Source organism: Paraburkholderia sp. JPY465 (genome assembly GCF_050436725.1).
GTDB lineage: Bacteria > Pseudomonadota > Gammaproteobacteria > Burkholderiales > Burkholderiaceae > Paraburkholderia > Paraburkholderia youngii.
On record NZ_JBNDMT010000002.1, the window covers coordinates 2,426,390 to 2,450,163 of the forward strand.

Consider the following 23,774-nt stretch of genomic DNA (forward strand, 5'->3'; position numbering starts at 1 on the left):
GTCAGACAGGTAGCGGCGTGACCGGGAAGATCGCGTTGATCTGACCGGTGCCCGAACTGCCGAAATAAGGCGTGATGACCTCGACCTTGCCGTCGTAACGGTCCCAGCCGAGCGCGCCTAGCAGCATCGCCGTATCGTGCATGCCGCCTTCGCCCCAGCATTTCTCGTTGTAGAGCGGCAGCATGTCGCAGAAGGTCTTCCAGTCGCCGGCTTCCCACATGCGCACCACGCTGCGATCCATCTGTTCGAGGAACGGGCTCCAGACTTTGTGCAAGAACTGATCGGCGGTGCCGTTGTTCGCGAAGTGATGCGACAGCGAGCCGCTCGCGAGAATGGCCACGGTACCGTCATAGCGTTCTTCGATGGCCTTGCGCACCGCGAAGCCGAAGCGCGCGCTGGTCGCGAGGTCGTGCCACATACACCAGCCCGCCACCGACACCGTCTTGAAGTGCTGATCGCTGTTCATATAGCGCATCGGCACCAGCGTGCCGTATTCGAGTTCGAGCGTGGTCGCGCTGTGCGCGCGGCTTTTCACGCCCATTTCGTTGGCGACTTCTGCGATCAGCTCACCGAGCCCGACATTGCCCGGGTACGCGTACGGCATGTTCCTGATGAAATGCGGCAGCTCGTTGCTCGTGTACACGCCTTCGAATTTGGGCGCGCAATTTATGTGGTATTCGCTATTCACGAGCCAGTGCACGTCGAACACGACGATCGTATCGACGCCGAGTTCGCGACAGCGTCGGCCGATTTCGTGGTGTCCGTCGATCGCGGCCTGACGGCAACCCTTGTGCGGACCGTCGAGCTCGGATAAATACAACGACGGCACGTGTGTGACTTTTGCTGCCAGCGCGAGTTTGCCCATCGCGGTCTCCCAGGTTTTTTCGATGTCGCTGTTAGATGCCCCAGCGCGGAATATGATGCGAGCCGAGCGACACGCAGACGTTCTTCGGTTCGAGGAATACCTCATAGCTCCACGTGCCGCCTTCGCGGCCCACGCCCGACGCTTTGGTGCCGCCAAACGGCTGACGCAGATCGCGCACGTTCTGGCTGTTCACAAAGCACATGCCCGCTTCGACGGCGGCCGCCACGCGCAACGCGCGGCCCGTATTCTCGGTCCAGATATAGCTCGACAGACCATACGAAATATCGTTGGCGAGACGGATCGCCTCGGCTTCATCGTCGAACGGAATCAGGCACGCGACCGGTCCGAAGATCTCTTCCTGAGCGATGCGCATGCGGTTGTCGACGTCGACGAACACGGTCGGCGTGACGAAGTTGCCGTGACGCAACGCGTCGGGCAAGTCGGGCGCATCGAGGCCGCCGCACGCGAGCGTCGCGCCTTCCTTCGGGCCGAGCTCGATATAGCTGCGTACTTTCGCGAGATGCCCCTGGCTGATCATCGGGCCGACGATCGTGCTGTCCGCGAGCGGATCGCCCACCGTCAGACGCTTCGCGCGCTCGATAAAGCGCTCGGCGAAGTGCGCGTAAATGGAGCGCTGCACGAGAATGCGCGAGCCGGCGGTGCAGCGCTCGCCGTTGTTCGAAAAGATCATGAACACCGCGGCATCTAGCGCGCGTTCGAAGTCGGCGTCGTCGAAGATCACGAACGGCGATTTGCCGCCCAGCTCCATCGAGAACTTCTTCAGGCCCGCGGTTTGCACGATGCGATTGCCGGTCGCGGTCGACCCGGTGAACGACACTGCGTGCACGTCGCGATGCGCGACCAACGGTTCGCCCGCTTCCTTGCCGTAGCCGTGCACGACGTTCAGCACGCCCGCCGGAATGCCCGCTTCGAGCGCGAGCTTGCCGAGCATCGAGGCGGTCAGCGGCGACAGCTCGCTCATCTTCAGCACGGCGGTATTGCCGAACGCGAGGCACGGCGCGACCTTCCAGGTGGCCGTCATGAACGGCACGTTCCACGGCGAGATCAGCGCGCACACCCCGACCGGATGAAACAGCGTGTAGTTCAGATGCGACTCGGTCGGGTACGTGTGGCCGTCGACGCGCGTGCACATCTCGGCGAAATAGCTGAAGTTGTCGGCCGCGCGTGGCACCAGTTGCTTGCGCGTCTGCGAGATCGTCTGACCGGTGTCCTTCGTTTCGGTCTCCGAGATTTCCGGCACGTGCTTCGTGATCAGCTCGCCGAGCTTGCGGATCAGTTTCGCGCGTTCCGCGGCGGGTTTCGCGGCCCAGACGGGGAACGCGCCTTTGGCCGCTTGCACGGCCGCATCGACTTCTTTCGCGCCGCCGCGCGCGACTTCGGCGAGCACTTCCTGCGTGGCTGGATTGACGGTTTCGAAGTAGTCACTCGAGGTGCACATCTCGCCGTTGATCAGATGGTCGATCGGCATTGCGTTGTCCTTTTGCTGTTCGCTGGTTTTTTGCTGTCCATCAGAGGCCGAAGTCCGCGTCCGATGCGATCGTGTTGACGAGGCGGCCGAGGCCGTCGATCTCGCACACGACTTCATCGCCCGCGTTGACGTTGACGATGCCTTCGGGCGTGCCGGTCAGGATCACGTCGCCGGGCGCGAGCGTCATGAAGCCGCTCAGGTATTCGATCAGCGCGGGGATGTCGGTGACGAGATCGCGCGTATTGCCGCACTGCTGACGCGCGCCGTTCACGAAGGTGCGCAGCTCGAGTTGCGTGACGTCGGCGATGTCGGCGGCGTCGACGAACCAGGGGCCGAGCACCGTGCCGCCGTCGCGATTCTTCACGCGCAGATTCGGGCGATAGTAGTTTTCGAGGTAGTCGCGAATCGCGTAGTCGTTCGCGATCATGTAGCCGGCCACGTGCTGCATCGCGTCTTTACGCGCGACGTTTTGTGCGGTTCGCCCGATCACGACCGCGAGCTCGCACTCGTAGTGCATGAACGTGACGCCGGCGGGGCGGCGCGTGACGCCGCGATGGCCGAGTACCGTGCCCGGTCCCTTCAGGAACACCAGCGGTTCTTCCTGCTTGCTGAACTGCAACTCCTTCGCGTGCTCCGCGTAGTTCAGCCCCAGCGCGAAGATCGTACCGACTTCAATCGGCGCGAGCCAGACCACTTCGTCCTCGCGACGCACGCGACCGTCGGCGAGACGGACACCCTGCTCGTGCGGATACGCTTCGTGAATCGCTCCCGCATAGGCGACGCGGCCGCGCATCATGATTGTTCTCCATGGTGTTGATCGACGCGCACGAACGAGATGGTCAATGGCGGCAGCGTGCCGATCGACAGCGTGGCCGTATCGCCGACATGCGCGACAGGCGAGCCATGCCGCACGCCCAGGGTCAGCACGTCGCCCGCGTTCAGCGTCATGAAGTCGGTGACGTCGGCGAGCAATTGCGCGACGTTGCGCACCGACGATGCGGTGCTCGCTACAAACGGTTCGGCACCGTTCAGCGATATGGCGATGTCGAGCCGATCCGGCGCGGCGACATGGCGGGCGGCGACGAGCGCGGGTCCGATCACGCAGAAGCCGTCGCGTGCGCGCAGCCGTACGTTGGGCCGATACACGTTGGTGTGCGGCACGCTCAGATCGCCGACCAGCGTATAGCCAGCGATATAGTCCGCCGCGCGCTCGACGCCGACGCGCGTCGCGGTCCGGCCGATCACGATGCCGAGCGATGCGCCGACCTCGACGCCGAGCGCGTCATCCGGCACGACCACGCGCGCCCGATGTCCGGCCAGCGTATTGCGCGGCTTCAGATACAGAATCGGCGCTTTCGGCGGCGCCTTGTACGGTGCCGCATGCACTGCGTCGCCCAGCGCGTTCAAGGCGGCGCGATCGTTAAGCAGGACTCCGTACACCGCGCCGCTGACCGGCGCGCGACACGCGACGCCGCGCGCGAGCAACGCGGCCGCGGCGTGCGCGTCGACGTCGCGAGGCAGCGCGTCGCCTTCGGGATGCAGTAGATGATCGGCAAGGGCAAACATATATTCGCAGCCTCGTGGCGAAAGTTCGGCGAAAACACTAAGATGTTAGTAGTATCCTGCTTGATATGATTGACGGTCAATAGGCTGTCAGTTGATCGCGGGTTTTCCCGTAAGCTTCGACAGCTTTTCTTTCCGATTTCTTGCCAACATGTCCGCTGCGTCCACCCGAGTTTTGCACCGCAATCTGCCGATGCTGTTATTACGCGCTCGCGAAAAAATGATGGAGCGCTTTCGTCCGTTGATCACTGCGCACGGACTCACCGAGCAGCAATGGCGAGTGATTCGCGCGCTCAACGAGCACGGCCCGATGGAGCCGCGCCAGATCTCCGACATCTGCACGATTTCGAGCCCGAGCATGGCCGGCGTGCTCGCGCGCATGGAAAGCATGGAGCTCGTGACGAAGGAACGTTTCGCGGAGGATCAGCGGCGCGTACTCGTGTCGCTGACGGATACGAGCATCGAACTGGTACGCGTGATTTCGAAGGATCTCGAGGCGCACTATCGCGAACTCGAGCGCAAGGTGGGACCGGAGATCGTCGAGCGCGTATATCGCGCGGTCGACGATCTGCTGGCGGGGTTGTCGGAAGAGGATGAGTGACGCGGTGGCTTACCAGCCGTAAAACCTCTGCCACGCGACGCTGCTGCCGTCCGGCGCGACCGCGTGATACTCGGGGAACTGCGCGCCGGTCGCGCACGCGTGGTTCGGCAGGATGCGCAGTTTCATACCGATCGGAAAGCGCTGCGCGATGTCGTCGCTCTGTGCATCGGCTTGCGGATCGGCCTGAGCCGCCGCAAGAATCCCGTGCTCCTGGTTGGCGCCGCTCACGACATAGCCCGGCAGCAACGTGCCATTGAGCAAACACGGCTGCCCATAACCGAAATCGTGCGACTGCCGCGAGGTGCCGCGATCGCGGCTTAGCGCCATCCAGCCCGCGTCGAGAATCGCCCAGCCTTTGTCTTCCTGATGACCGATCACGGTCGTGAGTACGCTGAGCGCGATGTCGTCGAGCGTGCAGACGCCCACGTTGTGCATGACCAGATCGAACAGCACGTAGACGCCGGCCCGCACCTCGGTGACGCCTTCGAGATTCCGTGCGGCGAGCGCGGTCGGCGTCGAACCGACGCTGACCGCTGGACACGCGATGCCCGCTTCGCGCAGCCGCTCGGCGGCGCGCACGCAGCCCGCGCGCTCCTGCTCCGCGAGCGCGGCGAGCGCTTCGGGCGTATTCAACTCATAGCTCGAACCCGCATGAGTCATCACGCCGCCGACCTTCACACCGTTCTCGTGCAGAATCCGCCCGACGTCGAGCAGCGTCTGCTGTTCAGGCTGGATTCCCGAGCGATGGCCGTCCGTATCGACCTCGATCCAGACCTCGAACGTTTCGCCGTGCTGGTCGCCGAACGCGGCAAGCGCCGCGGCGGCGGTCGGGTTGTCGACCACCAGCTTCAGATCGCAGCCCTGACGACGCAGCGCGAGCGCGCGCGGCAGCTTCGACGGAACCATGCTGACGGCGTACAGGATGTCGTGGACGCCGGCCGCGTAGAACGCTTCGGCTTCTTTCAGCGTCGATACCGTAATGCCGCGCGCGCCGGCGGCGATCTGCGCGCGCACGACGTCGATGCACTTGGTGGTCTTCACGTGCGGCCGGAACGCGACGCCGAGCGTATTCATCCGCCCTTGCATGCGCGCGATGTTCTTCTGCATCCGGGCGACGTCGATCAACGCGGCCGGGGTTTCGATCTGTTCGAGTTTCATGCTTGCACCTGAGGAACGAGGTGAGGTTTTAGGTTCAATGGCGACGCTCGCGGGCAAAGCTTGCGAGCCACGGCACGAGCCCGTCGAGCGATGCCGCTTCGACCTCGGGCGCTTGCGCACCCGCAACGAGCGGCAGGCCGACCCGGTTGTGCCAGTAGGTCCGCAGACCCACGGCCGCGGTGCCGAACATGTCGTAGCTCGACCCGGCGACGAACGCGGCGCGCCGCGGTTCGACGCCGAGTTTGTCGAGCGCGAGACGGTACGGGAGCGGGTCCGGCTTGTAGACGCCGGCTTCCTCGGCGGTCACGATCGCGTCCCAGCGCACGGGCAACAGCGCGGACGCCTGCAAGCCGAGCCGCGTGGAGCAGTTGGTGACAACCGCGAGCTTGCAGTGCGGCGCGAGCGCACGCAATGCGTCGAGCGCGCCCGGCCATGGCGTCAGATTCAGCCAGTCCGTTTCGAGCGCGTTCGCGGCCGCTTCGGACAGACCGACTTGCGTGGCGGCTTTCCGCACCAGTTGTTCGTAGGGGACGTAACGGCCGCAGCCGTACGTCAGACGCAGATAGGCGGCACGCCAGGCGCGACCCGCTTCGTCGGAGCCTGCCGCGCGGTTCCACGAGGTCCACGAGTCGAGCAGGGCGGTGAGCAGGTCGAACAGGACCGCGTCGGGGTAGGCGGGGGTGTCGGTGGCGTGGGCGGCAGCAGTCATGATTGCATGTGGGCCGGCTGTTGAAGATGAGTCGACTATAGGTTTTCGATAGGACGTCAGCGTTCAGGGGGGATGACTCTTAGATTCAGACTAACTGAATCATCGCCGCCACGGTGGCAGCGGCCTGAAGCGGCTTTGCAGATACTGCATGAAATGGCGCGTGCGCGCCGGCAGCCCCGTGCGCTGATGCGTGAGCGCGATCACGTTCGCATCCGGCGCTTTCCAGCCCGGCAGCACACGCACCAGTTTGCCCTTCGCAAGATCGTCTGCGACGTCCCATTCGGAGCGCAGAATCACGCCACGCCCCTCACAGGCCCATTGGCGGATCACGTCACCGTCGTTGCAGCTCAGATGCGCGGATACGCGCACGCTGCGGCGCGTGCGGCCCTTGCTGAACTGCCACAGCGACACGTCCTCGTTGTTTTCGCGCAGCACGATGCAGGGCAGCCGGCTCAACGCTTCCGGCGATTCGGGTTGGCCGATTCGCTTGACGAGTGCGGGCGCCGCGCAGACGAAGCGCGCGTTCGGCGCGATCATATAGCCGATCAGGTTCGACAGCGGCAGCTCGCCGATATGCACGACGATATCGAAGCGATCGAGCGTTTCGGTCAACGGCCGGTCCGACAGCGTCAGCGCGACGTCGATATCGGGGTTCTGCTGCTGGAACTCGCCGATCAGCGGCGCCAGATGGCGTCGTCCGAAACCGAGCGGCGCATTGATCTTCAGCGTGCCGACGAGGCCGCCGCGGCGCGTTTGCAGATCGTCGAACAGCGCGTCGAACTGCGCGATCAGATCGGCGCCGCGCTCGCACAGCAGCAGGCCTTCGTCGGTGAATTGCAGGCGGCGCGCGCTGCGGTTCACGAGCTGCGCGCCGAGCTTCTTTTCGAGTTGCTGCAAACGCTGCGTGATCGCCGACGGCGACAGCGCGAGCCGCCGCTCGGCGGCGATCAGACTGCCGCTCGCGCGCAGTGTGAGCAGGAAGCGTATATCGGCCGAATCGTTCATGAGGGCGAGGTGAGTGCATTGGCGGAAGCGTGGAATCTCGCAGCATAATGCGTCCCGCTCGATCACAGGGTAAAGTGGCGCTTCCGGTCTATTGATTCAATCATTGGAAAAGAAGTCCATGTCGTTGCCTCATGAGTCGTCCGCGAACGACGCAGCGCCCGATACTCCACTGAAACAGGCGGTTTTTCTGCACACGGGCTGGCGCAGCGCGGGCACGTGGGTGTGGTCGCGGCTGCGCGAACTCGAAGGCGCGGCCGGTTTCTACGAGCCGCTCAGCAACGTGCTCGCCGATCTCAAACTGGCCGACGTGCCCGCGTCGCGGCCGACCTTGACCTCGGGTCACCCGCCGCTGGCCGCGCCATACTTCGACGAATACCGGCCGTTTTTGCGCGAAGACGCGCGCGGCGTCGCGGGTTACGACCGGCGTTTCAGCATCGATCGCTTTACCCGCGAGCCGGATGCGACGTTCCCGTCAATGCAGGCCTATCTGCGCGCGCTGAGCGCACACACGGTCGAGCAGGGCCGCGTGCCGGTGTTCAAGTTTTGCCGCACGGGCGGTCGTCTGCCGTGGCTGAAGCGCGCGTTTGCCGAGGCGCTGCACGTGGGTGTGCTGCGCAATCCCGCGTCGCAGTTCGCGTCGGGTTGGCTGCTGCGGCAGCAATGGAGCAATGCGTTTTTTGTCGCCGCGCCGTTTCGCGTGCTCGGTCTGAATCAGATCGATCCGCTGGTGAGCGAGGCGATCGGCGTGTGCGGCGTGCGGCTGCCGCCGCTGCCGCCGATGCCCGATGACGCATATGCGCTCGCGTGCGAGCAGTTCGCGCGCACGGTGGACAGCGACAACGCGTATCGCGCGTTCATTGCGTTGTGGATTCTCTGCGCGCTGCGCATGGGTGAGGGCGTCGATCTGCTGATCGATATGGAGCGGCTCGGCGAGTCGCGCGACTACGCGAGCGGCCTGAGCGCCGCGTTCGACGCGCAATGCGGCTTGTCACCCGACTTCACGAGCGCGCGCGATCTGGTCGTTGAAACGCGGCGCAGCGCGGCGCGCATGACGGGCATCGACGGCGGCGCGTTGCGCGCCGTGCACTCCGCCGCGCTGAAATTCCTGAAGGCGCAGCCGGGTATCGACCCGGCGTTCGTCGAGGTGGTCCGCCAGAAAATGGTGCTGGCCAACGAGTTGACCGAAACGTGGCGCTAGCCCGCCGCCGACACCGCCGCGCGCAGCCCGAGCAGATAGCTGTCCACGCCGAAGCCGCAAATCTGCCCTTTGACGATCTCCGCGAACACCGACTGATGGCGGAACGCCTCGCGTGCGTGAATGTTCGACATGTGGATCTCGACCACTGGCACCGTCAGGATCGCGAGTGCGTCGCGAATGCCATAGCTGTAGTGCGTCCACGCGCCGGCGTTGATCAGCACGCCGTCGGCGTTGTCGGTGAACGCCTGGTGAATGCGCTCGCACATCGCCGCTTCGCTATTGGTCTGAAAGCTCTCGACCCGCACGCCGAGCTCGTCGCCGAGCGCGCGCAGCCGTGCGTCGATTTCTTCGAGCGTGATCGTGCCGTATTGCGCGGGATCGCGCTTGCCGAACATGTTGTGGTTGATGCCGTGCAGCATCACGAATGTTTTCATAGAGCCATCCTGAGTAATCAACTGTGAAATATCGGCGCCAATTCGGCTTGTTTTAGTGGACCGCCGCCGCGACAGCGCGGGTCGTATCGACGACCGCACCGGTCTTCGCCGCTTCGACGATCGCCTCGGTGATACGCAGATTCTGCAAACCGTCCTGCGCGCTGACGAGCGGCGGCTCCTTGCCGTGAATCACGCGCACGAAATGCTCGAGCTGCAGCTTTAGCGGGTCGTCGCGCGTCATCTCGGCGACGCTGACGTCGAACGGCTTCCACCACGAGCGGTCCGCGGCTTTGGCGTAGGTCTTCAGGCGCATCGTCGGTACCGCGAGCGAGCCGAAGGTGCCCGCGATCACGTAGCAGTCTTCGTCCGGATACGACGGATAGGCCTTGTTCTCTTGCGACGTTTGCTCCCAGCTGCGCGCGCTGGCGGCGGTATCGGACAGCATGAAGCTGCCGAGCGCGCCGTTCGCGAAACGCAGGTTGATCGCGACCGTATCCTCGACCGGAAAGCCGCGCGTCGCATGCGACGAGAAAGCCTGCACGGCGACGATGTCGCCGCACAGCATGCGCAGGTTGTGCACCTCGTGAATCATATTCAGCAGGATCGGACCGCCGCCGGGCTGGCGCCGCCAGTCGGCGTCGGCGAAGTACTCGTCGGGTTTGAAGAACACCGCGCTGCCCATCACCGCGACGAGCTTGCCCAGCCGCCCCTCGTCGATCAGCTGCCGCGCGCGCGCCATGATCGGACTGTGCGCGCGATGATGACCGATCAGCAGCGGCACGCCGCTGCGCGCCGCGTCGGCGGCGAGCGTTTCCGCTTCGTCGACGCTCGGCGCGATCGGCTTTTCGAGCAGCGTCGGCACGCGCGCCGCGAGGCAACGCGACGCGTGTTCGACGTGCAGCTGGTTCGGCGTCGCGAGAATCACGCCGTCGGGGCGATCGCGTTCGAGCAGTTCGTCGAGCGTGCGGAACAGCGGCACGCCGGCCTCGGCCGCGAGCGCGGCGGCCGCCGGCGATGGATCGACGATCGCCGACAGCGTGCACGCGTCGCTTTGCTGCGCGACCGCCATATGAGCGCGGCCGATGTAGCCCGCGCCGGCGACTGCGATCCGGGTGCTGGTCATGAGCGGGTTCCCTGAAAGTGCTGGTTAAGGCGCGCTAGCCGGCAAGCGGGCTCAAGCAACGGCTTTTTTTCCCGCGGCCATGCTTTGCGCGCGCATCGCGTCGTAGCTGAGCTTGTCCATCGGCACGGCATTCTTTTCGCCGAGGTCGCTGAGACGCACACGGAAGTTCTCGCGCGCGCTCCATGCGGAGATCGCGCATACGATCGTGATGCCGAACGTGATCGCGCCGATCGTCAGCGGCACGTTGTGCGATCCCGGCGGCGCGACGTAGGCGAACAGGGCTGGCAGCAGCGCGGTGATCGTCGTGCCGATGTTCTGGCCGATCGCCATCGCCGAGACGCGCGAACGCGTCGGGAACAGTTCCGGGTAGAAGCTCGGGAAGATCGCGTTGTAGCCTTGATAGATGACGCCCCACATCAGGATCGACATCACCATCGCGAGCGGCACGTTGTGGATGCTGATCGCGTACAGATACGCAAAAGAAAGCAGCCCTGCCCCGAGCGCGCCGACGATGATCGGCAGACGCCGCCCGATCCGGTCGGATAGGTTGCCCACGTACGGAATCACCAGCACCGCGACGATGTTGCCGATCACCGGAATCCACAGATACAGGCTTTTCGAAAAGCCGATCCCGTACGACGGCTGCACCGCGTACGCCGCACCAAAAATCGTCGCGACGACCGGGATCACGTTCATCAGCGAGCACAGCACGACGCGCAGCATGTCGCGCCAGTTGTACTTGAACGCTTCGACGATCGGCGAGCGCGGCACACCGCCGCTCGCGCCTTCCTTCTCGAACGCGGGCGTTTCGTGGACTTCGCGGCGGATGATGTAGCCGGCGATCAGCACGATCGCGCTGAGCAGGAACGGAACGCGCCAGCCCCACGAGTTGAACGATGTGTCGTCCATGTAATAGGCGAGCGGCAGGAATACGGCGGCGGCGAGAATCTGGCCGGCCTGCACGCCTTGCAGCGTGAAGCTCGCGTAATAGCCGCGTCGTCCGAATGGCGCGTGCTCGAGGATCATCGAGCTGGCGCCCGAGATTTCACCGGCGACCGCGAAGCCCTGGATCAGCCGCAGCACGACGAGCAGCACCGGCGCGAGAAAGCCGATCTGGTGATAAGTCGGCAGCAAGCCGACCGCCATCGTCGACAGACCCATCAGGAACATGCAGAGCAGCAGTACGTTCTTGCGCCCGTGGGTATCGCCCCAGTGCCCGAGCACGATCGCGCCGATTGGCCGCGCGACGTAGCCGACGCCGTAGGTTGCGAGCGATGCGACGATCGCGATCTTCGGGTTGCCGGAAGGGAAGAACAGTTGAGGAAAGATGAGCGCGGCGGCCTGCGCATAGATGAAGAAGTCGTAGTACTCGAGTGCCGAGCCAATCCAGCCGCTGGCGGTTGCCTTGCGCGCCTGCGAGCTATGCCCGCCACTTGCCGATGCGTTCGTTTGCATGTCGTCTCCTGAATGGGAAATGTTTTTGTCAGCTTCTACGGCTGAATCATTGGCGCTTTTAAACGGGCACCGCGCAAGCCAGGATTTTCCTGATCTCGTTGCCGCGGTGCAGCACAACGGTATGGATCGACGCATGTCATACGCCGCCGCGGCACACTGCGGGTTAACCACGGCCTGAGTGCGCCGGGCATTGCATTGGACCGCCGTTCAAACGACCGGCCCTTGCCCAAGCCATCCGTTGCAGCTAGGGTAATAGCGTTATGCGCCGACACAATGCGTCCAGATGCAAAATCAGAATGCGCTCACAGCCACGAATGAATCCTTCCTGCGCGATCTGCAGCTGTTCTGTCATATCGCGCGGCGCGGCAGTTTTGTCGCGGCGTCGACGGAGATGGGGCTGTCGCCGTCGCATGTGAGCAAGCGCATCGCCATGCTCGAAGCCGGTCTCGGCGTGAAGCTGTTTCAGCGCACCACGCGCCGCGTCAGCGTGACGAGTGACGGCGAAGCCGCGCTGCAATGGGCGCAAAAAATTCTCGATGACGTGCAGGGCATGGCCGACGCGTTCGCCTATCGCCGCACCGAGCTGAGCGGTCTGTTGCGTATCAGCACGAGTTTGCGGCTCGGCCGCAAGCACGTGTCGCCGATTCTCGCGATGCTGCGCGAGCGCCACCCGAACCTCGAAATCTGGCTCGAACTGCTGGATCGGCGCGCGGATGTGGTCGGCGAGAACTTCGATATCGACGTGCGCGTGGGCGAAGTCCAGGAGCCGCATCTGATCGCGCACAAGATCGTGGAGAGCGCGCGGATTCTGTGCGCGTCGCCGGCTTATCTCGAGCAGCACGGTGCGCCGGTCGAACTCAACGATCTGACCGGCCACGATTGCCTGCTGTTTCGCGGCCGCGACGACCGCTTCGGAGTCTGGCGTCTCAGCGGGCCGCACGGCGAAAAGAGCGTGAAGGTGACGGGCACGGTCGCGTCGAATCTGAGCGACATCGTCGTGCAGTGGGCGAAGCAGGGCTACGGGATCGTGATGGTGTCGGTCTGGGACGTGGCCGAGAGCCTGCGCGCGGGCGAACTGGTGCGTGTGCTGCCCGACTATCAGCAGTCCGCCGATGTGTGGGCGGTGACGGCCGAGCGCTTGTCGTCGTCGGCGCGGATTCAGGTGTGTATCGAGTTTCTCAGGGAGCAGCTGACACGCGGACCGTATGCACTGGTGACGCGCGGCGTGGGCGGACTCTGAGCTGCGCATGCCCGGGTCCCGGGTCCGGCGCCCCCACGCTTGCGTGTTTACACGCTCGAAGCCGTATCCTCTTCCGCCGCGTCGAGCTCGCTGCGTTGAAGCGTCGTGACGGAGTCGCGAACGACCGTCGTGGCCGTGACGGGCCGCGGGTCTTCGATGCTGTAACGCAGGCGCCAGCCTTCACGATAGAAGCGCAACTGCCGGTAGCGCATCAGATAGACAAGACCGACGAGCGCCGCGCCGAAGCCCGATGCCGCGCCGACGCCGAGCGCCCAGCGCGGGCCGAAACGGTCGGCAACCCAGCCGACCACCGGCGCGCCGAGCGGTGTGGTGCCGAGCGCGATCGCGAGCAGGATCGCGATGACGCGGCCGCGCATCGCGGGCTCGGTGGTCAGTTGCACGAGGCTATTGGTCGAGGTGGTGAAGGTCTGCGTCGACACGCCGATCACGACCAGCACGATCCCGAACAGCACATAGTTGGGCATCAGCGCGGCTGTCGTGCAGCCGATGCCGAATATCGCCCCTGCGCTGAGCAGCAGCCCGATCGTGGGCCGCGCGCGGCGCGCGGCGAGCAGTGCGCCGGTGACTGAGCCGATTGCCATCGTCGAACTGAGCAGGCCGTACTCGCTGGCGCCGGCACGGAACGCGGTGACGGACATCGTCGAGATGAAGATCGGGAAGTTCAGGCCGAAGGTGCCGATCAGGAACAGCATCAGGAGCGCCGCCTTCAGATCGGGGCGGGTCCACACATATTTGAAGCCTTCGACGAAGCTGCCGCGCGAGCGCACATTGCGCGGCTTGATATGCAACTGGTCGAGCCGCAGCATGCGCAGCGCGCCGAGCACCGCGACGAACGACAGTGCATTGATCAGAAACACCCAGCCGCTGCCCACCGACGCGATCAGCAGACCGGCGACTGCCGGGCCGAGCATACGCGCGGCGTTGAACGACGTGGAGTTCAGCCCGACCGCGTTGGCCAGATCGCGCTCGCCGACGAGGTCGGATACGAAGGTCTGGCGCGCGGGGGAATCGAACGCGGTCACGCAGCCGAGCAGCCCGGCGAACACGTAGACCTGCCATAGCTGCACGAGCCCCGTGACCGTGAGCAGACCGAGCGCCAGTGCCAGCGTGCCCATTGCCGCCTGCGTCACGAACAGCAGCTTGCGGCGATCGAAGTGATCGGCCGCGTAGCCGGTGAGCGGCAGCAACAGCATCTGCGGGCCGAATTGCAGCGACATCACGATGCCCACCGCCGTCGCGTTGTGATGGGTAAGCTCGGTGAGCACGAGCCAGTCCTGCGCCGTGCGCTGCATCCACGTGCCGATGTTCGAGACGATCGCGCCGCTCGCCCAGACACGATAGTTGAATATGCGCAGCGAACGGAACGTGGTGCTCACGACAGGGGTGTCCTCAATGCGGGGTGGACTGCATGCGGGTAGTGACTCGCGTCAAGCCGGGCTTGAAGCGCGCGAGCGTTCGAGCAGATCGAGCACTTCCTGCGTCGTGCCGGTTTCGCCCAGGCGCGGGAAGATGCGCGTGATGCTGTTGGTGTGCGCGTCGGCGTTCAGATCGGTCATCGCGTCGACGACGAGCGTGACGTTCAGGCCGGCCTCGCTCGCGAAACGCGCGGTCGATTCGACGCCGATGCTGGTCGCGACACCGACGAGCACCACTTGCGTGACGCCTTGCTGTTGCAGATACGAGGCCAGATCGGTGTTCGTGAAGGCGCCCCACGTGCGCTTCGTGACCAGATGGTCCGACGGCTGCTGCTTCAGTTCGGGCAGCAGATCGGCGAAACCGGCCGGGAAGTCGGCGGAGTGGCGACCCTGCTCGGTGCGGCCCGGTGCACCGGCGGTGACGTTCACGAGCACCACCGGCAGGCCGTGGCGGCGGAACGCGTCGAGCAGCGTAACCGTGCGTTCGACGATCTCACCGGCCGAATAGGGCGCGGTGGGCAACGCGACGACGCCGCGCTGCAGATCGACGACGACCAGTGCGGTTTTGGCATCGAGAGTAGTGAGTGCCATGAAGTGCTCCTGCGAGTGGCGGGACGCGCGTGCGCGCATCGCGAGTTACAAATCGACGAGGCGTTTCAGCAGATCGACGCCCGTCGCGAGCTGTTGCTGTTCGGCTTGCGTGAAGCGCGTTTGAATCGTGCGGCACAGCCAGTCTTCGCGCGCCGCGCGGCTCGCCTTAACCTTCTTGCGAAAGGACGGAGTCAGCGACAGAACCGTCTGCCGTCCATCGTTGGGATCGGGCGCGCCGTTGACGAGCCCCGCGGCTTTCAATGCCGCGAGCGTTTCTCCCATCGACTGCGGACGCATGCCGTGCGCGCGCGCGAGCGCGGTGACCGTGGCCGGGCCTTCGCGTTCCAGCAAATTCAGCACCTGCACCTGCGACGGCGTGAAGTCGCCGACATGCGACTCCTCGCGCAGACGCCGGCGTAGCTTGCCCACCAGCACGCGCAGGTCTTCGGCCAGCGTATGGAGTTCTTCCGGCGTACCGGAAAGAGGGGATTTGCTCATGCGATGAGCTCGTGCGATGACATGATGTGAAGGTATCCTGCTAAGGTTACCTTCGTACCTCGCCTGGGTCAAGGTCTTAGGTGGCGGGACCCCGTACGCGAGGGCAGCGCCACGATCGCGCTCAACGCGCCCGCATCCGCCGGTTGAAAAAACGCCATACCGCGGCGCCGGCCAGCATCGCACCGCCGAGCGCGAGGCCCAGCAACACCAGCGAACTCAGATGCTCGCGCACCACCGGCACGTTGCCGAACAAATAGCCGGCCGCAATCAGCGACACGATCCACAGTGCCGCCCCGGCGGTGACGAACGTGACGAAGCGCGAGAACGTCATTTGCGACACGCCGGCGGCGAACGGCGCGAACGTGCGCACCACCGCGATGTAGGGTGAAAGCAGGAAGGTCAGGCGGCCGCGCGCCTCGCTGAACGCGTGGGCGCGGCTCAGCGCATTGCGGTTGAGCCAGTAGTAGTTGCGGGTGTAGACCTTGTCGCCGACCGCGTGGCCGATCGCGTACCCGACGATGCTGCCGGCCACCGTCGCGACGAACAGCGCGGGCGCGATGATCCACACGTTCAATGCGCCGGTGGCCGCGAGCGCGCCGCAGATGAAGATCAGCGGATCGCCGGGCAGAAAGAACAGCGGCAGAAATGCGAACTCGACGAACACGACGACGAACAGCAGCGCGTAGATTGCCGTGCCGAATTGCACGATAAGCGCGCTCAGGTGCTGGTCGAGGTGCAGCGCGATCTGCAGCACATTCATCAGGTTCATGTTGGCATGAGCCTCAGGTGGCGTTCGGAACTGATGAGTGTAGTCCCGCGCGCGTGGGTGCAGGTGCTTGCGCGACGAGTTTATGTCGTTTGACGCTTGTCGATGTTGCCGCGCCGATGTCAAACTCGGGTGGTCTTCATCAGATGCAATGCCATGTCGCGCGAGTCCGCCATCACCTTCCGTTTTGCCACGCCGCACGAAGCGGAAACGATTCGCGCCATCGAATTCGAAGCGGGGCTGCGTTTCGTCAGTGTCGGCATGACCGGAATCGCCGACGCACCGCCGATGGCGCGCGAGGTCGTCGAGCGCAAGATCGAAGCGCGCGAGATCATCGTCGCGCTCGACCAGCACGAGGTTTGCGCGGGCTTCGTGATGTTCGAGCCGCAGCCGGCGCGCATCTACGTTCAGGAGCTCGACGTACTGACCTCGCACGCGGGCAGGCGCATCGGCGCGGCATTGATCGAAGAGGTCGCGCGAATCGCGCGCGCGCGGCATTTGGCGCAACTGGTGCTGTCGACGTATCGCGACGTGCCGTGGAACGCGCCGTACTACCGGCGGCTCGGCTTTCGCGAGCTCACCACGTCGGAACTCGACGCGGCATTGCTCGCGCGGCGCGACGCGCATATCGCGCGCGGGCTCGATGAGTCGAAACGGGTATTCATGCGGCGCGATCTGGCCTAGCGCGCAAAAAAGCGGCGGGCGTGGCTGAAATTCAGTCACGCCCGCCTATTTGTCATTTCATGCAGCGGACATGGGCCCGCTGTCACTGCCGATTACACCGTTTCCAGCGCCGGATAATCGGTGTAGCCGGCTTCGCCGCGCGCATAGAACGTCGCCGGAACCGGCGTGTTAAGCGGCGCATCTTCCGCGAAGCGGCGCACCAGATCCGGATTCGCGATGTACAACTTGCCCCAGGCCACCGCATCCGCTTCACCGGCGTCGAGCACCTGCTGCGCGGTTTCCTTCGTGAACTTCTCGTTCGCGATGTACGGGCCGCCGAACGCTTTCTTCAGCTGCGGGCCGAGGCGGTCGTCGCCGAGCGCTTCACGCGCCGCGATAAACGCGATCTTGCGCTTGCCGAGTTCGTGCGCGACATAGCCGAACGTGGCGGCCGGATCGGAATCGCCCATCGTATGCGAGTCGCGGCGCGGCGCGAGATGCACGCCGACGCGGTTTGCACCCCACACGCTAATGCAAGCGTCAGTGACTTCTAGAAGCAGACGCGCGCGGTTCTCGATCGGGCCGCCATAGATATCGGTACGCTTGTTGGTGCTGTCCTGCAGGAACTGGTCGAGCAGATAGCCGTTCGCGCCGTGCACTTCGACGCCGTCGAAGCCCGCGGCCTTCGCGTTTTCCGCGCCCTTGCGGAATGCTTCGACGACACCGGCGATTTCGTCGAGCTCGAGCGCGCGCGGCGTCACGAACGGACGCTCGGGCCGCACGAGGCTCACGTTACCGCCGGCCGCGATCGCGCTCGGCGCGACCGGCAGCTCGCCGTTCAGGAACACCGGGTCCGAAATACGGCCGACGTGCCACAGCTGCAGGAAGATCTTGCCGCCCGCGTCGTGCACGGCCTGCGTGACGAGCTTCCAGCCTTCAACCTGTTCCTGCGACCAGATGCCCGGCGTATCCGCGTAGCCGACGCCTTGCGGCGTGACCGACGTCGCTTCGCTGAGGATCAGGCCGGCGCTCGCGCGTTCGGCGTAGTAGCGCGCCATCAGCGCGTTCGGCACGCGAATTTCCTCGGCGCGCTGACGCGTGAGCGGCGCCATGATGATGCGGTTCGGCAGCGTGATATCGCCAATTTGCAGCGGATCGAAAAGAGTCGGCATAAGAGTTCACCTTTGGCGGCGGGCAGGGCCCGAGCCTCATAAAACTGCGTGAAAAAGGAAACGCGGCGATGCGAGTGCGGTACTCAGAGCGTGGTGTTCATGTATTCGAGAAACGCCTGAATGACGGGCTCGTTGCGTTTGAAAAACACCCATTGACCGACCCGTTTCGACGTGACGAGCCCCGCGCGCTGCAAAGCGGCGAGGTGCGCCGACACGGTGGACTGCGACAGACCGCAGCGCGCGTCGATCTTGCCCGCGCACACGCCGTGGTCGAGCGGCAGCTCCTGATCGGCAAAATGCGCTTGCGGCTCGCGCAGCCAGCCGAGAATCTCCCGGCGGACCGGGTTGGCCAGCGCTTTGTGGATCGCGTCGAAATCGGGCGTCATGTGGATGGTTTCAGGTGGTTCGATAAGCCGCACGCTGTATCACGTGCACAACATGCATCGCTACGGAACGAATTATATATCGGATCTTCACGATATGGGTGAAAGCACTACCCTGAATGGGGCGATAGGTTTCGACAAGACAAAAAAGTTGAAACTTCGCGAAAAGCGAAGTTGTTCGGCCGGATTGCGGCGAACGCGCTCGTTTCGATTCGCATTGCAATAGGGCGAAACTCCTTTTGATCCAATCGCCCTCGCTCTCTCCGATTATCTCAATAATCGGATTTGGCCGATATTCTCGGCTAACGGTAGTCCATAACCTAGCGCTTATTCTTACTTGGGCGTGTCGTGCGAAAGGATTACATTTTGTCAGTCAGGTTTTCGGTGCGTTTGAAGCAATGTCATTCATGCCTACCCTGTTTATTCCGACTTTGAGGTTTTGGAACGATGCGGTTGCCGTATCTACGGAATACGTGCGCAATCGCTCGTACATTAAAGCGAGTCAGTTCGTACATTCCCACTTCAACTCCCCGGCGTCCGCCGTGTTGCTGTTCGGCATGGTTGCCTTGCTGGGTGCGTCGGCCTGGGTGGCGGTAACGGAGATGGTCGGTCGCGCGAACGCATCCGGCGCAATGCAACCGAGCCCGGCGTTGGACATGGCTGTGTTGGCTCCGAAAAAGTTGGTTAGCAAGACCGCCAATAATCAGTTGTCCGACGCTGCATTGCTTGTCATGTCGGAGTCCTAGAGTGGTTCATCCGCAGGGCGGATCGAAGACTCTGCGCGATACCTTGGAGCGCGCCGGCGTGCCGATCGAAGTACGGGAGCAAACCAAGAGCATTTATGCCTGTCGGCTTGACCTTACCGCTCCGCGCAGAAGGGCGAAACTTTCATTTTCTCTTCGCGCTGGACGAGGCAACCATACAGGGTAAGGCTGTTCGGCATCGAAGTGATACATATAATTCGGGAAGGACAATTCAAAGTCGCCTTTATCCACCACCGCTTCGCCTAACAATTCGTTGATGAAATATCGAATCCCTAAGCAATATTCGGAGCGATGGCGCGTTGGGTATCGCGATAAGACCATCAAAAGCCGCACCAATTTGCAGATTTCGTAACACGTTCCGACCGAAGCCCGTGACGTTGTTTCCAACATGACATTCATTGGTGAGAATTCAACTCACATAGGAGAAGTTGCGATGAGGTACTCTTTTTTTCTGCGGCTGACTGCTTTGCTTGCCCTTGGGTCGTCGTCCATGTATGTGGAGCTGGCCTTGGCGCAGGAGCGCGAGGCTCCAGTCGTCGGCACGCGACCCGCGATGAGCGCGCTGACAGCGCAACCGGCCACACCCGCATCTGGAGCATCATCTGGCGCAGCGGCCGACAGCGACGTGCAAGGCTATGTCGCCGAACTGATCCAGATGATTCACGACGCGAAGCTGACGGAGTTGCGGACGACGTACAACGGTAGTTACGGCGCAACGCTCTTCTTCTATCCCCAGGAAATGACATACTACGTTGCGTTGTTTCAGGATCGCCACTTCTGGCGTGTTATCAAGTCGCAGGACGAGGCACGTGCCGAAGCAATCTATGCAGGCTTCGTGCAGCAGACTGCGCAATTGGCAGAAGTCGAAATTCGTCGCACGCAATTGGAAGCGCAAAACGCGTTTCTCAATCGAGGGCTCGCGCAGTCAGCGGACCGCGCGCGGCGTCTGCAGGCCGATCTGGACGTTGCCCGCACGCAGCAGGCGCAGGTCGACGATCGTCAGCGTCGAATGCAGGCCGAGGCCGCTGTACTGCGCGCGGAAAAGGTGCAAGCGCAGGCGCAATTGCGCGAACTGCAACGTCAGGTCGATACACTGCAAAGGCAGAATGAAGCCGGTTTGCCGGGCGCAAAATAGATCCGCCAGCAATCTTGCAAGCCCGCGCTCGATGGCTTCCTCCTCATGCTTGCTTCCGGGACCCGATACAACGAACACGAGGTATTTAGGACGTTTCTTATTATTTTGCTGAGTGTTTTGAGGAGTTGCCTGATCCTTCCTCAGCGTTAATAGGTCTAGGATCTATCTACGGTGCAGATTAAGGATGCGAGTGGCGATAGAGCGTGCGTTAGTACTTGCGACCGACCAGTGTCAGGTCTGTCCAAATCGGACCGAGGTGTGGGCTCTTCTTGCCGAGTGGTCTTATGCAGTTCATTGTTCCGCGTGCACGAGATTATGGGCAGGGTGAATCCATTGAGGATATCCGCACAGGCAGGGGCGTCGTAAGGTGATACCCGGAATCGATGGATGCGTAAAACTCCAGCTACGGCTTACCGCTAACACATTCGTTCCAAAAACGAACTTTGAATCATCAAATATAGCGCGCATTGCTAGGCATTTGATACCACATTAGTGGATGGGTCTCGCGAACCACCGTTTCGACACACCTCCATGCGCTCATGAAATTTTGCCGTGAGGCGTTGCGAGAAAACCGATGTTGACGATTCCCCTTACTGCAGTCGAGGGCACGATGGCGTTGCCAAGTTCACGACCGTTTGCAAGCCTGCCCGCTTCTTTTGGACACGAATGGATGCCACTGCCTTCTCGCGTTAGTTTGCGTCCTGAGGTCATCGGATTCTATGGCGCGTTGTCACGAACGTTCTGTCTAAGTGCCGTAGCAATCAGATCGATGTGCCGGTGGGAGCAGCTGCGCCCTGAATCGAGCGCGCGCTTCCATGCCGATGTTGACTCACCAGCGGGCTTGGTCACTCCCGCGGCAAGTGCACCGAAACCAGCGTCCGGATGCATCGAGGCGCCGCACGGACAGCCCCGTTTAATACGCCGACGGGTAATCGCAGAGCGCGTAGTTGCAACGGGCGGAATAGTGCTCGCGGCATGGATTGCGCTGAGGGCCATGTCGGTTCCTCCCGCGCAGACCGTTGCAGGGGGTGATGTCACCCCTTTGGTGACTGTACCGTCGGCTCCCATTTCGGCGCAAATGGAGGCGTCGATACCGGTGAAAGGAAGTTCAGCCGCCCTTTCGCGCAACTACGGAAACGAAGCCGCGAGCAGGAATATTAGTTCCGCTAGAGAATCGGTATCTCAGCGTATTGGTGCAGTTACCGTTCGTCGGGGTAACGGCGGTGCGGCTCGCCCGGCAGTTCGCCCCGCTGCGACATCAGCAGCAGGGCATCATTCACCGTCCTCGACGAAATGGGCCGCGGTCGATCACTATGCATCCGCCGCAACCGGGGTACGCCTGCTCCCAAGCGACGGCGTGCCGATTTCGTCATGGGCGGTGCGAGCGGACGACTCTGGCTGGATGGATAAAATGCAACATCGTCGTATCACGGATGTGCCTGGGCGATTCGCCGGGTAAGCATGGGTCATTGAGTTGATGATGTAGACAACCCACTCCTCGTGCGCTGCGCGTCGGCAATGGAAACGAGAAGAACATCATGAGATGTACGGTTCGGTCCATGACAAGCTCATTGTTGAGGTGAATACAAGTGCTGTCATGTCGCCGCGGAAGTAGTCGGCAACTTTTCGCAATCAGGCGGCGCCTTCACTCGCAGAAGCATTGAATTCGATTGGCAATGCAGGCGTTCTGTCCGTGACTGGCGACGAGCCGGCCGGCGTCATCCGCCACTGAATGGAGGCGAGCGCGTTGTCAGATGGAGCCGAGATACAACGTGGTGCGTAGCCCCTCTCGCATTGACGTTCCAATCAAAAAATGTCCGAAAACCGATCGGACCAGCGAGGCTCACTTATCCATGGTGTAACGACGCGCTCTTGTCCGAGGCCTCGGCTAAGACACCGCCCTATTGAAAGACGGCTAATAGGAATGGGCCCATTTCGTTTCTACATATTTTAAGACGTGCCCTGTTTTTGCAGTTGGATTGAATCCGTAAAATTCTGGTTGATGTCATCGCTTCACGCTCGGATGGGCCAGCGGCGCAGCGAACGGATGTTTGGGATGCAATCTAACGCCTTCTCTGACATGCGAATGGCAACATTGCGAACTTGCGAAATTGAGTCAGCGAAATCGCCGATTGTCTACATCTGAGCACAGAGGCAATCGAATCGCGGAAAAATGCGTAGATCTACAAACTTGGTACCTATGGGATGGCGACTTGGTGCGCTACGGAATAGAGAAAAGATTCTGTCCGGAACCTGTGTCTTACTGCGGCGCGTCAAATCGGGACGATGCATGAATTTCCCGATTTTTAATGCGAATTAAAGGCAAATTCATTTACGTGGCCCGAGAATCAAGTTTTATAGATGATCGAATGTTATAAACCTCCGTTGGGTTCGATGAAGTTGCAATTTTTGCAGCCGGGGAAAACCACGAGTGAGAAAAAGTGATGAAACAAGACAGATTCGCAAGCATAAGAGAATTGCTAATCAGGTTCGCGAAACTTTCCCGGCGTCAGCAGAGTGATTTTCTGTCCACCGTAACCGATTTCATGTTCGAGTCGCCAAAATCAAAAAAGCAGATGCTTCTTGAATGGGAAAGACAGTCCATCTGCCGGGACTCGCGATTGGTTGGAAAAAACGGAGATTAGCAAACGCTGTTCGCGGTTGTGCTCGATACAGTCGGGCCAAAGGCAGGTGCGCCGATGTGGTTCGTCAAGCGAAATGTGCTGACCCGGGGCCGAATAGAGCCAGTGCGCAGCACGGCGAACAGGACGTTGCAGCCTTGCCGTGCCGGCGCGAGGGGGGCGTTGCTTTGGCGCTGGGCCGGAGCGATCTTGCTGCCGTAACACGTTCGATAGACAGATCTCGCAAGACCGCGAAGGCGCACAGGAGCAAAGCGCACTTGGGTATTCTTGCTGCCTCGTCTGGACAGACGCCGCCGATCGAAGAGCCTGAATCTTAGGTAACTGGCGCGAAGTCAGCAAAGTTGGCCATCGTCAATTCGTCTCGCTCACCAGCAGCGATGGATAGCGCACCCCGGGTCTCGCGACGCTAAGGGCTGGGCCCGCTGCGAAACCGGCAAAGCATATGTCCTGTCGAACACGCCCCCAGAGCTTTTCCTCCTACGCGTCGCGTTGCGCACAGCAATCCTGCCCCGGTGCGCGGGTCCGTCAAGGCAATCGTTCTCAACCGTCTACCGCGGATCTCGGCGCGCGGCAAGTTCAGATCAACCGGTAGCTCACACAATAGAACGCCGACAGCGACGAAGATGTCCGCCGCATGCCCTGACAGTTGCCGCCTCCATTTCGCGATCTGGTTCTGACGCACATCAAGCTGCTACTCCCGCTCGACCAGTGTCTGCGCCCCTTTGACCGTTCCGCTTCGAATGCCGCAATCGTGTTCGTCGGGTCTTCTTTGTCATCTTCCAGGTCTTGGTGCCGACGTTGTCTCGGGGTTCACAGCTGGGGAATTCCATCTATCGAGCTCTGCGAAGTGTTGGTGGAAATTTTTGTGCCTTTTTAATTGATTT

At 62.5% G+C, this 23,774-nt stretch carries 22 protein-coding genes; 6 read left to right on the forward strand and 16 right to left on the reverse strand.

Annotated elements, in window-relative coordinates; all coding sequences use genetic code 11:
• Position 1: 1 nt before the first annotated feature.
• Genes hpaD through QFZ94_RS13325 form a run of 4 tightly spaced genes read right to left on the reverse strand, consistent with a single transcriptional unit; the run spans position 2 to position 3,920 of the window.
• On the reverse strand, positions 2–865 hold the full coding sequence (hpaD, locus tag QFZ94_RS13310) for a 3,4-dihydroxyphenylacetate 2,3-dioxygenase (protein WP_368585986.1): 864 nt from the start codon (positions 863–865) through the stop codon (positions 2–4).
• A 31-nt stretch (positions 866–896) separates the two neighbouring features.
• On the reverse strand, positions 897–2,354 hold the full coding sequence (hpaE, locus tag QFZ94_RS13315; RefSeq protein ID WP_429457405.1) for a 5-carboxymethyl-2-hydroxymuconate semialdehyde dehydrogenase: 1,458 nt from the start codon (positions 2,352–2,354) through the stop codon (positions 897–899).
• Between the two features lie 40 nt (positions 2,355–2,394).
• Positions 2,395–3,150 (reverse strand): fumarylacetoacetate hydrolase family protein, encoded by a 756-nt coding sequence (locus QFZ94_RS13320; RefSeq protein ID WP_429457407.1) that lies wholly within the window; start codon positions 3,148–3,150, stop codon positions 2,395–2,397.
• Complete coding sequence (locus QFZ94_RS13325; protein WP_429457409.1) at positions 3,147–3,920, reverse strand: fumarylacetoacetate hydrolase family protein; 774 nt, start codon at positions 3,918–3,920, stop codon at positions 3,147–3,149. Before QFZ94_RS13325 ends, QFZ94_RS13320 begins: the two co-directional genes overlap by 4 nt.
• A 190-nt stretch (positions 3,921–4,110) precedes the next feature.
• Between QFZ94_RS13325 and hpaR the strand changes: the two genes are divergently transcribed.
• Complete coding sequence (gene hpaR / locus QFZ94_RS13330) at positions 4,111–4,518, forward strand: homoprotocatechuate degradation operon regulator HpaR (protein WP_176124839.1); 408 nt, start codon at positions 4,111–4,113, stop codon at positions 4,516–4,518.
• A 9-nt stretch (positions 4,519–4,527) separates the two neighbouring features.
• On the opposite strand, the gene QFZ94_RS13335 is transcribed toward hpaR, so the two are convergent.
• From QFZ94_RS13335 to QFZ94_RS13345, 3 genes are all read right to left on the reverse strand, one after another.
• The gene (locus QFZ94_RS13335) at positions 4,528–5,676 is read right to left on the reverse strand and encodes a DSD1 family PLP-dependent enzyme (RefSeq protein ID WP_410851779.1); all 1,149 of its coding nucleotides are present in this window, start codon (positions 5,674–5,676) and stop codon (positions 4,528–4,530) included.
• Between the two features lie 34 nt (positions 5,677–5,710).
• Positions 5,711–6,385, reverse strand: a complete 675-nt coding sequence (locus QFZ94_RS13340) for an HAD-IA family hydrolase (protein WP_429457411.1) — start codon at positions 6,383–6,385, stop codon at positions 5,711–5,713.
• A gap of 99 nt (positions 6,386–6,484) precedes the next feature.
• Positions 6,485–7,390 carry a LysR substrate-binding domain-containing protein gene (locus QFZ94_RS13345; protein ID WP_429457413.1) on the reverse strand — a complete coding sequence of 302 codons (906 nt, stop codon included), beginning with the start codon at positions 7,388–7,390 and terminating at the stop codon, positions 6,485–6,487.
• A gap of 118 nt (positions 7,391–7,508) precedes the next feature.
• On the opposite strand from QFZ94_RS13345, the gene QFZ94_RS13350 reads away from it, so the two are divergent.
• Positions 7,509–8,588, forward strand: a complete 1,080-nt coding sequence (locus QFZ94_RS13350) for a hypothetical protein (protein WP_368585993.1) — start codon at positions 7,509–7,511, stop codon at positions 8,586–8,588.
• Here QFZ94_RS13350 and aroQ read toward each other — a convergent pair.
• Genes aroQ through QFZ94_RS13365 form a run of 3 tightly spaced genes read right to left on the reverse strand, consistent with a single transcriptional unit; the run spans position 8,585 to position 11,600 of the window.
• Positions 8,585–9,022, reverse strand: coding sequence for a type II 3-dehydroquinate dehydratase (gene aroQ, locus QFZ94_RS13355; protein WP_368585994.1), 438 nt, complete (start codon positions 9,020–9,022; stop codon positions 8,585–8,587). The two genes, QFZ94_RS13350 and aroQ, sit on opposite strands and share 4 nt — an antisense overlap.
• A 52-nt stretch (positions 9,023–9,074) precedes the next feature.
• On the reverse strand, positions 9,075–10,145 hold the full coding sequence (locus tag QFZ94_RS13360) for a Gfo/Idh/MocA family protein (RefSeq protein ID WP_429457416.1): 1,071 nt from the start codon (positions 10,143–10,145) through the stop codon (positions 9,075–9,077).
• A gap of 51 nt (positions 10,146–10,196) precedes the next feature.
• Positions 10,197–11,600: an MFS transporter gene (locus QFZ94_RS13365; RefSeq protein ID WP_368585996.1), complete on the reverse strand. Its 1,404-nt coding sequence runs from the start codon at positions 11,598–11,600 to the stop codon at positions 10,197–10,199.
• 283 nt (positions 11,601–11,883) lie between these two features.
• Between QFZ94_RS13365 and QFZ94_RS13370 the strand changes: the two genes are divergently transcribed.
• Complete coding sequence (locus tag QFZ94_RS13370; RefSeq protein WP_368585997.1) at positions 11,884–12,840, forward strand: LysR family transcriptional regulator; 957 nt, start codon at positions 11,884–11,886, stop codon at positions 12,838–12,840.
• 47 nt (positions 12,841–12,887) lie between these two features.
• Here the strand turns inward: QFZ94_RS13370 and QFZ94_RS13375 are convergent, their stop codons facing one another.
• From QFZ94_RS13375 to QFZ94_RS13390, 4 genes are all read right to left on the reverse strand, one after another.
• A complete protein-coding gene (locus tag QFZ94_RS13375) occupies positions 12,888–14,237 on the reverse strand; it encodes an MFS transporter (RefSeq protein WP_429457419.1) in 1,350 nt (449 codons plus the stop codon).
• A 51-nt stretch (positions 14,238–14,288) separates the two neighbouring features.
• Positions 14,289–14,867, reverse strand: a complete 579-nt coding sequence (locus tag QFZ94_RS13380; RefSeq protein WP_429457421.1) for an isochorismatase family protein — start codon at positions 14,865–14,867, stop codon at positions 14,289–14,291.
• Between the two features lie 45 nt (positions 14,868–14,912).
• Entirely contained in the window at positions 14,913–15,365 is a 453-nt protein-coding gene (locus tag QFZ94_RS13385) for a MarR family winged helix-turn-helix transcriptional regulator (protein ID WP_410851785.1), read from the reverse strand.
• A gap of 121 nt (positions 15,366–15,486) precedes the next feature.
• Positions 15,487–16,134 (reverse strand): VTT domain-containing protein, encoded by a 648-nt coding sequence (locus QFZ94_RS13390; RefSeq protein ID WP_368586001.1) that lies wholly within the window; start codon positions 16,132–16,134, stop codon positions 15,487–15,489.
• A gap of 153 nt (positions 16,135–16,287) precedes the next feature.
• On the opposite strand from QFZ94_RS13390, the gene QFZ94_RS13395 reads away from it, so the two are divergent.
• On the forward strand, positions 16,288–16,815 hold the full coding sequence (locus QFZ94_RS13395; protein WP_368586002.1) for a GNAT family N-acetyltransferase: 528 nt from the start codon (positions 16,288–16,290) through the stop codon (positions 16,813–16,815).
• Positions 16,816–16,907: 92 nt separating this feature from the next.
• Here the strand turns inward: QFZ94_RS13395 and QFZ94_RS13400 are convergent, their stop codons facing one another.
• Together QFZ94_RS13400 and QFZ94_RS13405 are read right to left on the reverse strand one after the other, a co-directional pair.
• A complete protein-coding gene (locus QFZ94_RS13400; RefSeq protein WP_429457424.1) occupies positions 16,908–17,966 on the reverse strand; it encodes an alkene reductase in 1,059 nt (352 codons plus the stop codon).
• 83 nt (positions 17,967–18,049) lie between these two features.
• Positions 18,050–18,352, reverse strand: a complete 303-nt coding sequence (locus QFZ94_RS13405) for an ArsR/SmtB family transcription factor (protein ID WP_176107853.1) — start codon at positions 18,350–18,352, stop codon at positions 18,050–18,052.
• A gap of 404 nt (positions 18,353–18,756) precedes the next feature.
• Here QFZ94_RS13405 and QFZ94_RS13410 point away from each other — a divergent pair, with 404 nt between their 5' ends.
• Complete coding sequence (locus tag QFZ94_RS13410) at positions 18,757–19,095, forward strand: hypothetical protein (RefSeq protein WP_368586004.1); 339 nt, start codon at positions 18,757–18,759, stop codon at positions 19,093–19,095.
• A gap of 451 nt (positions 19,096–19,546) precedes the next feature.
• On the forward strand, positions 19,547–20,248 hold the full coding sequence (locus QFZ94_RS13415; protein ID WP_368586005.1) for a DUF2968 domain-containing protein: 702 nt from the start codon (positions 19,547–19,549) through the stop codon (positions 20,246–20,248).
• Positions 20,249–23,774 lie beyond the last annotated feature (3,526 nt).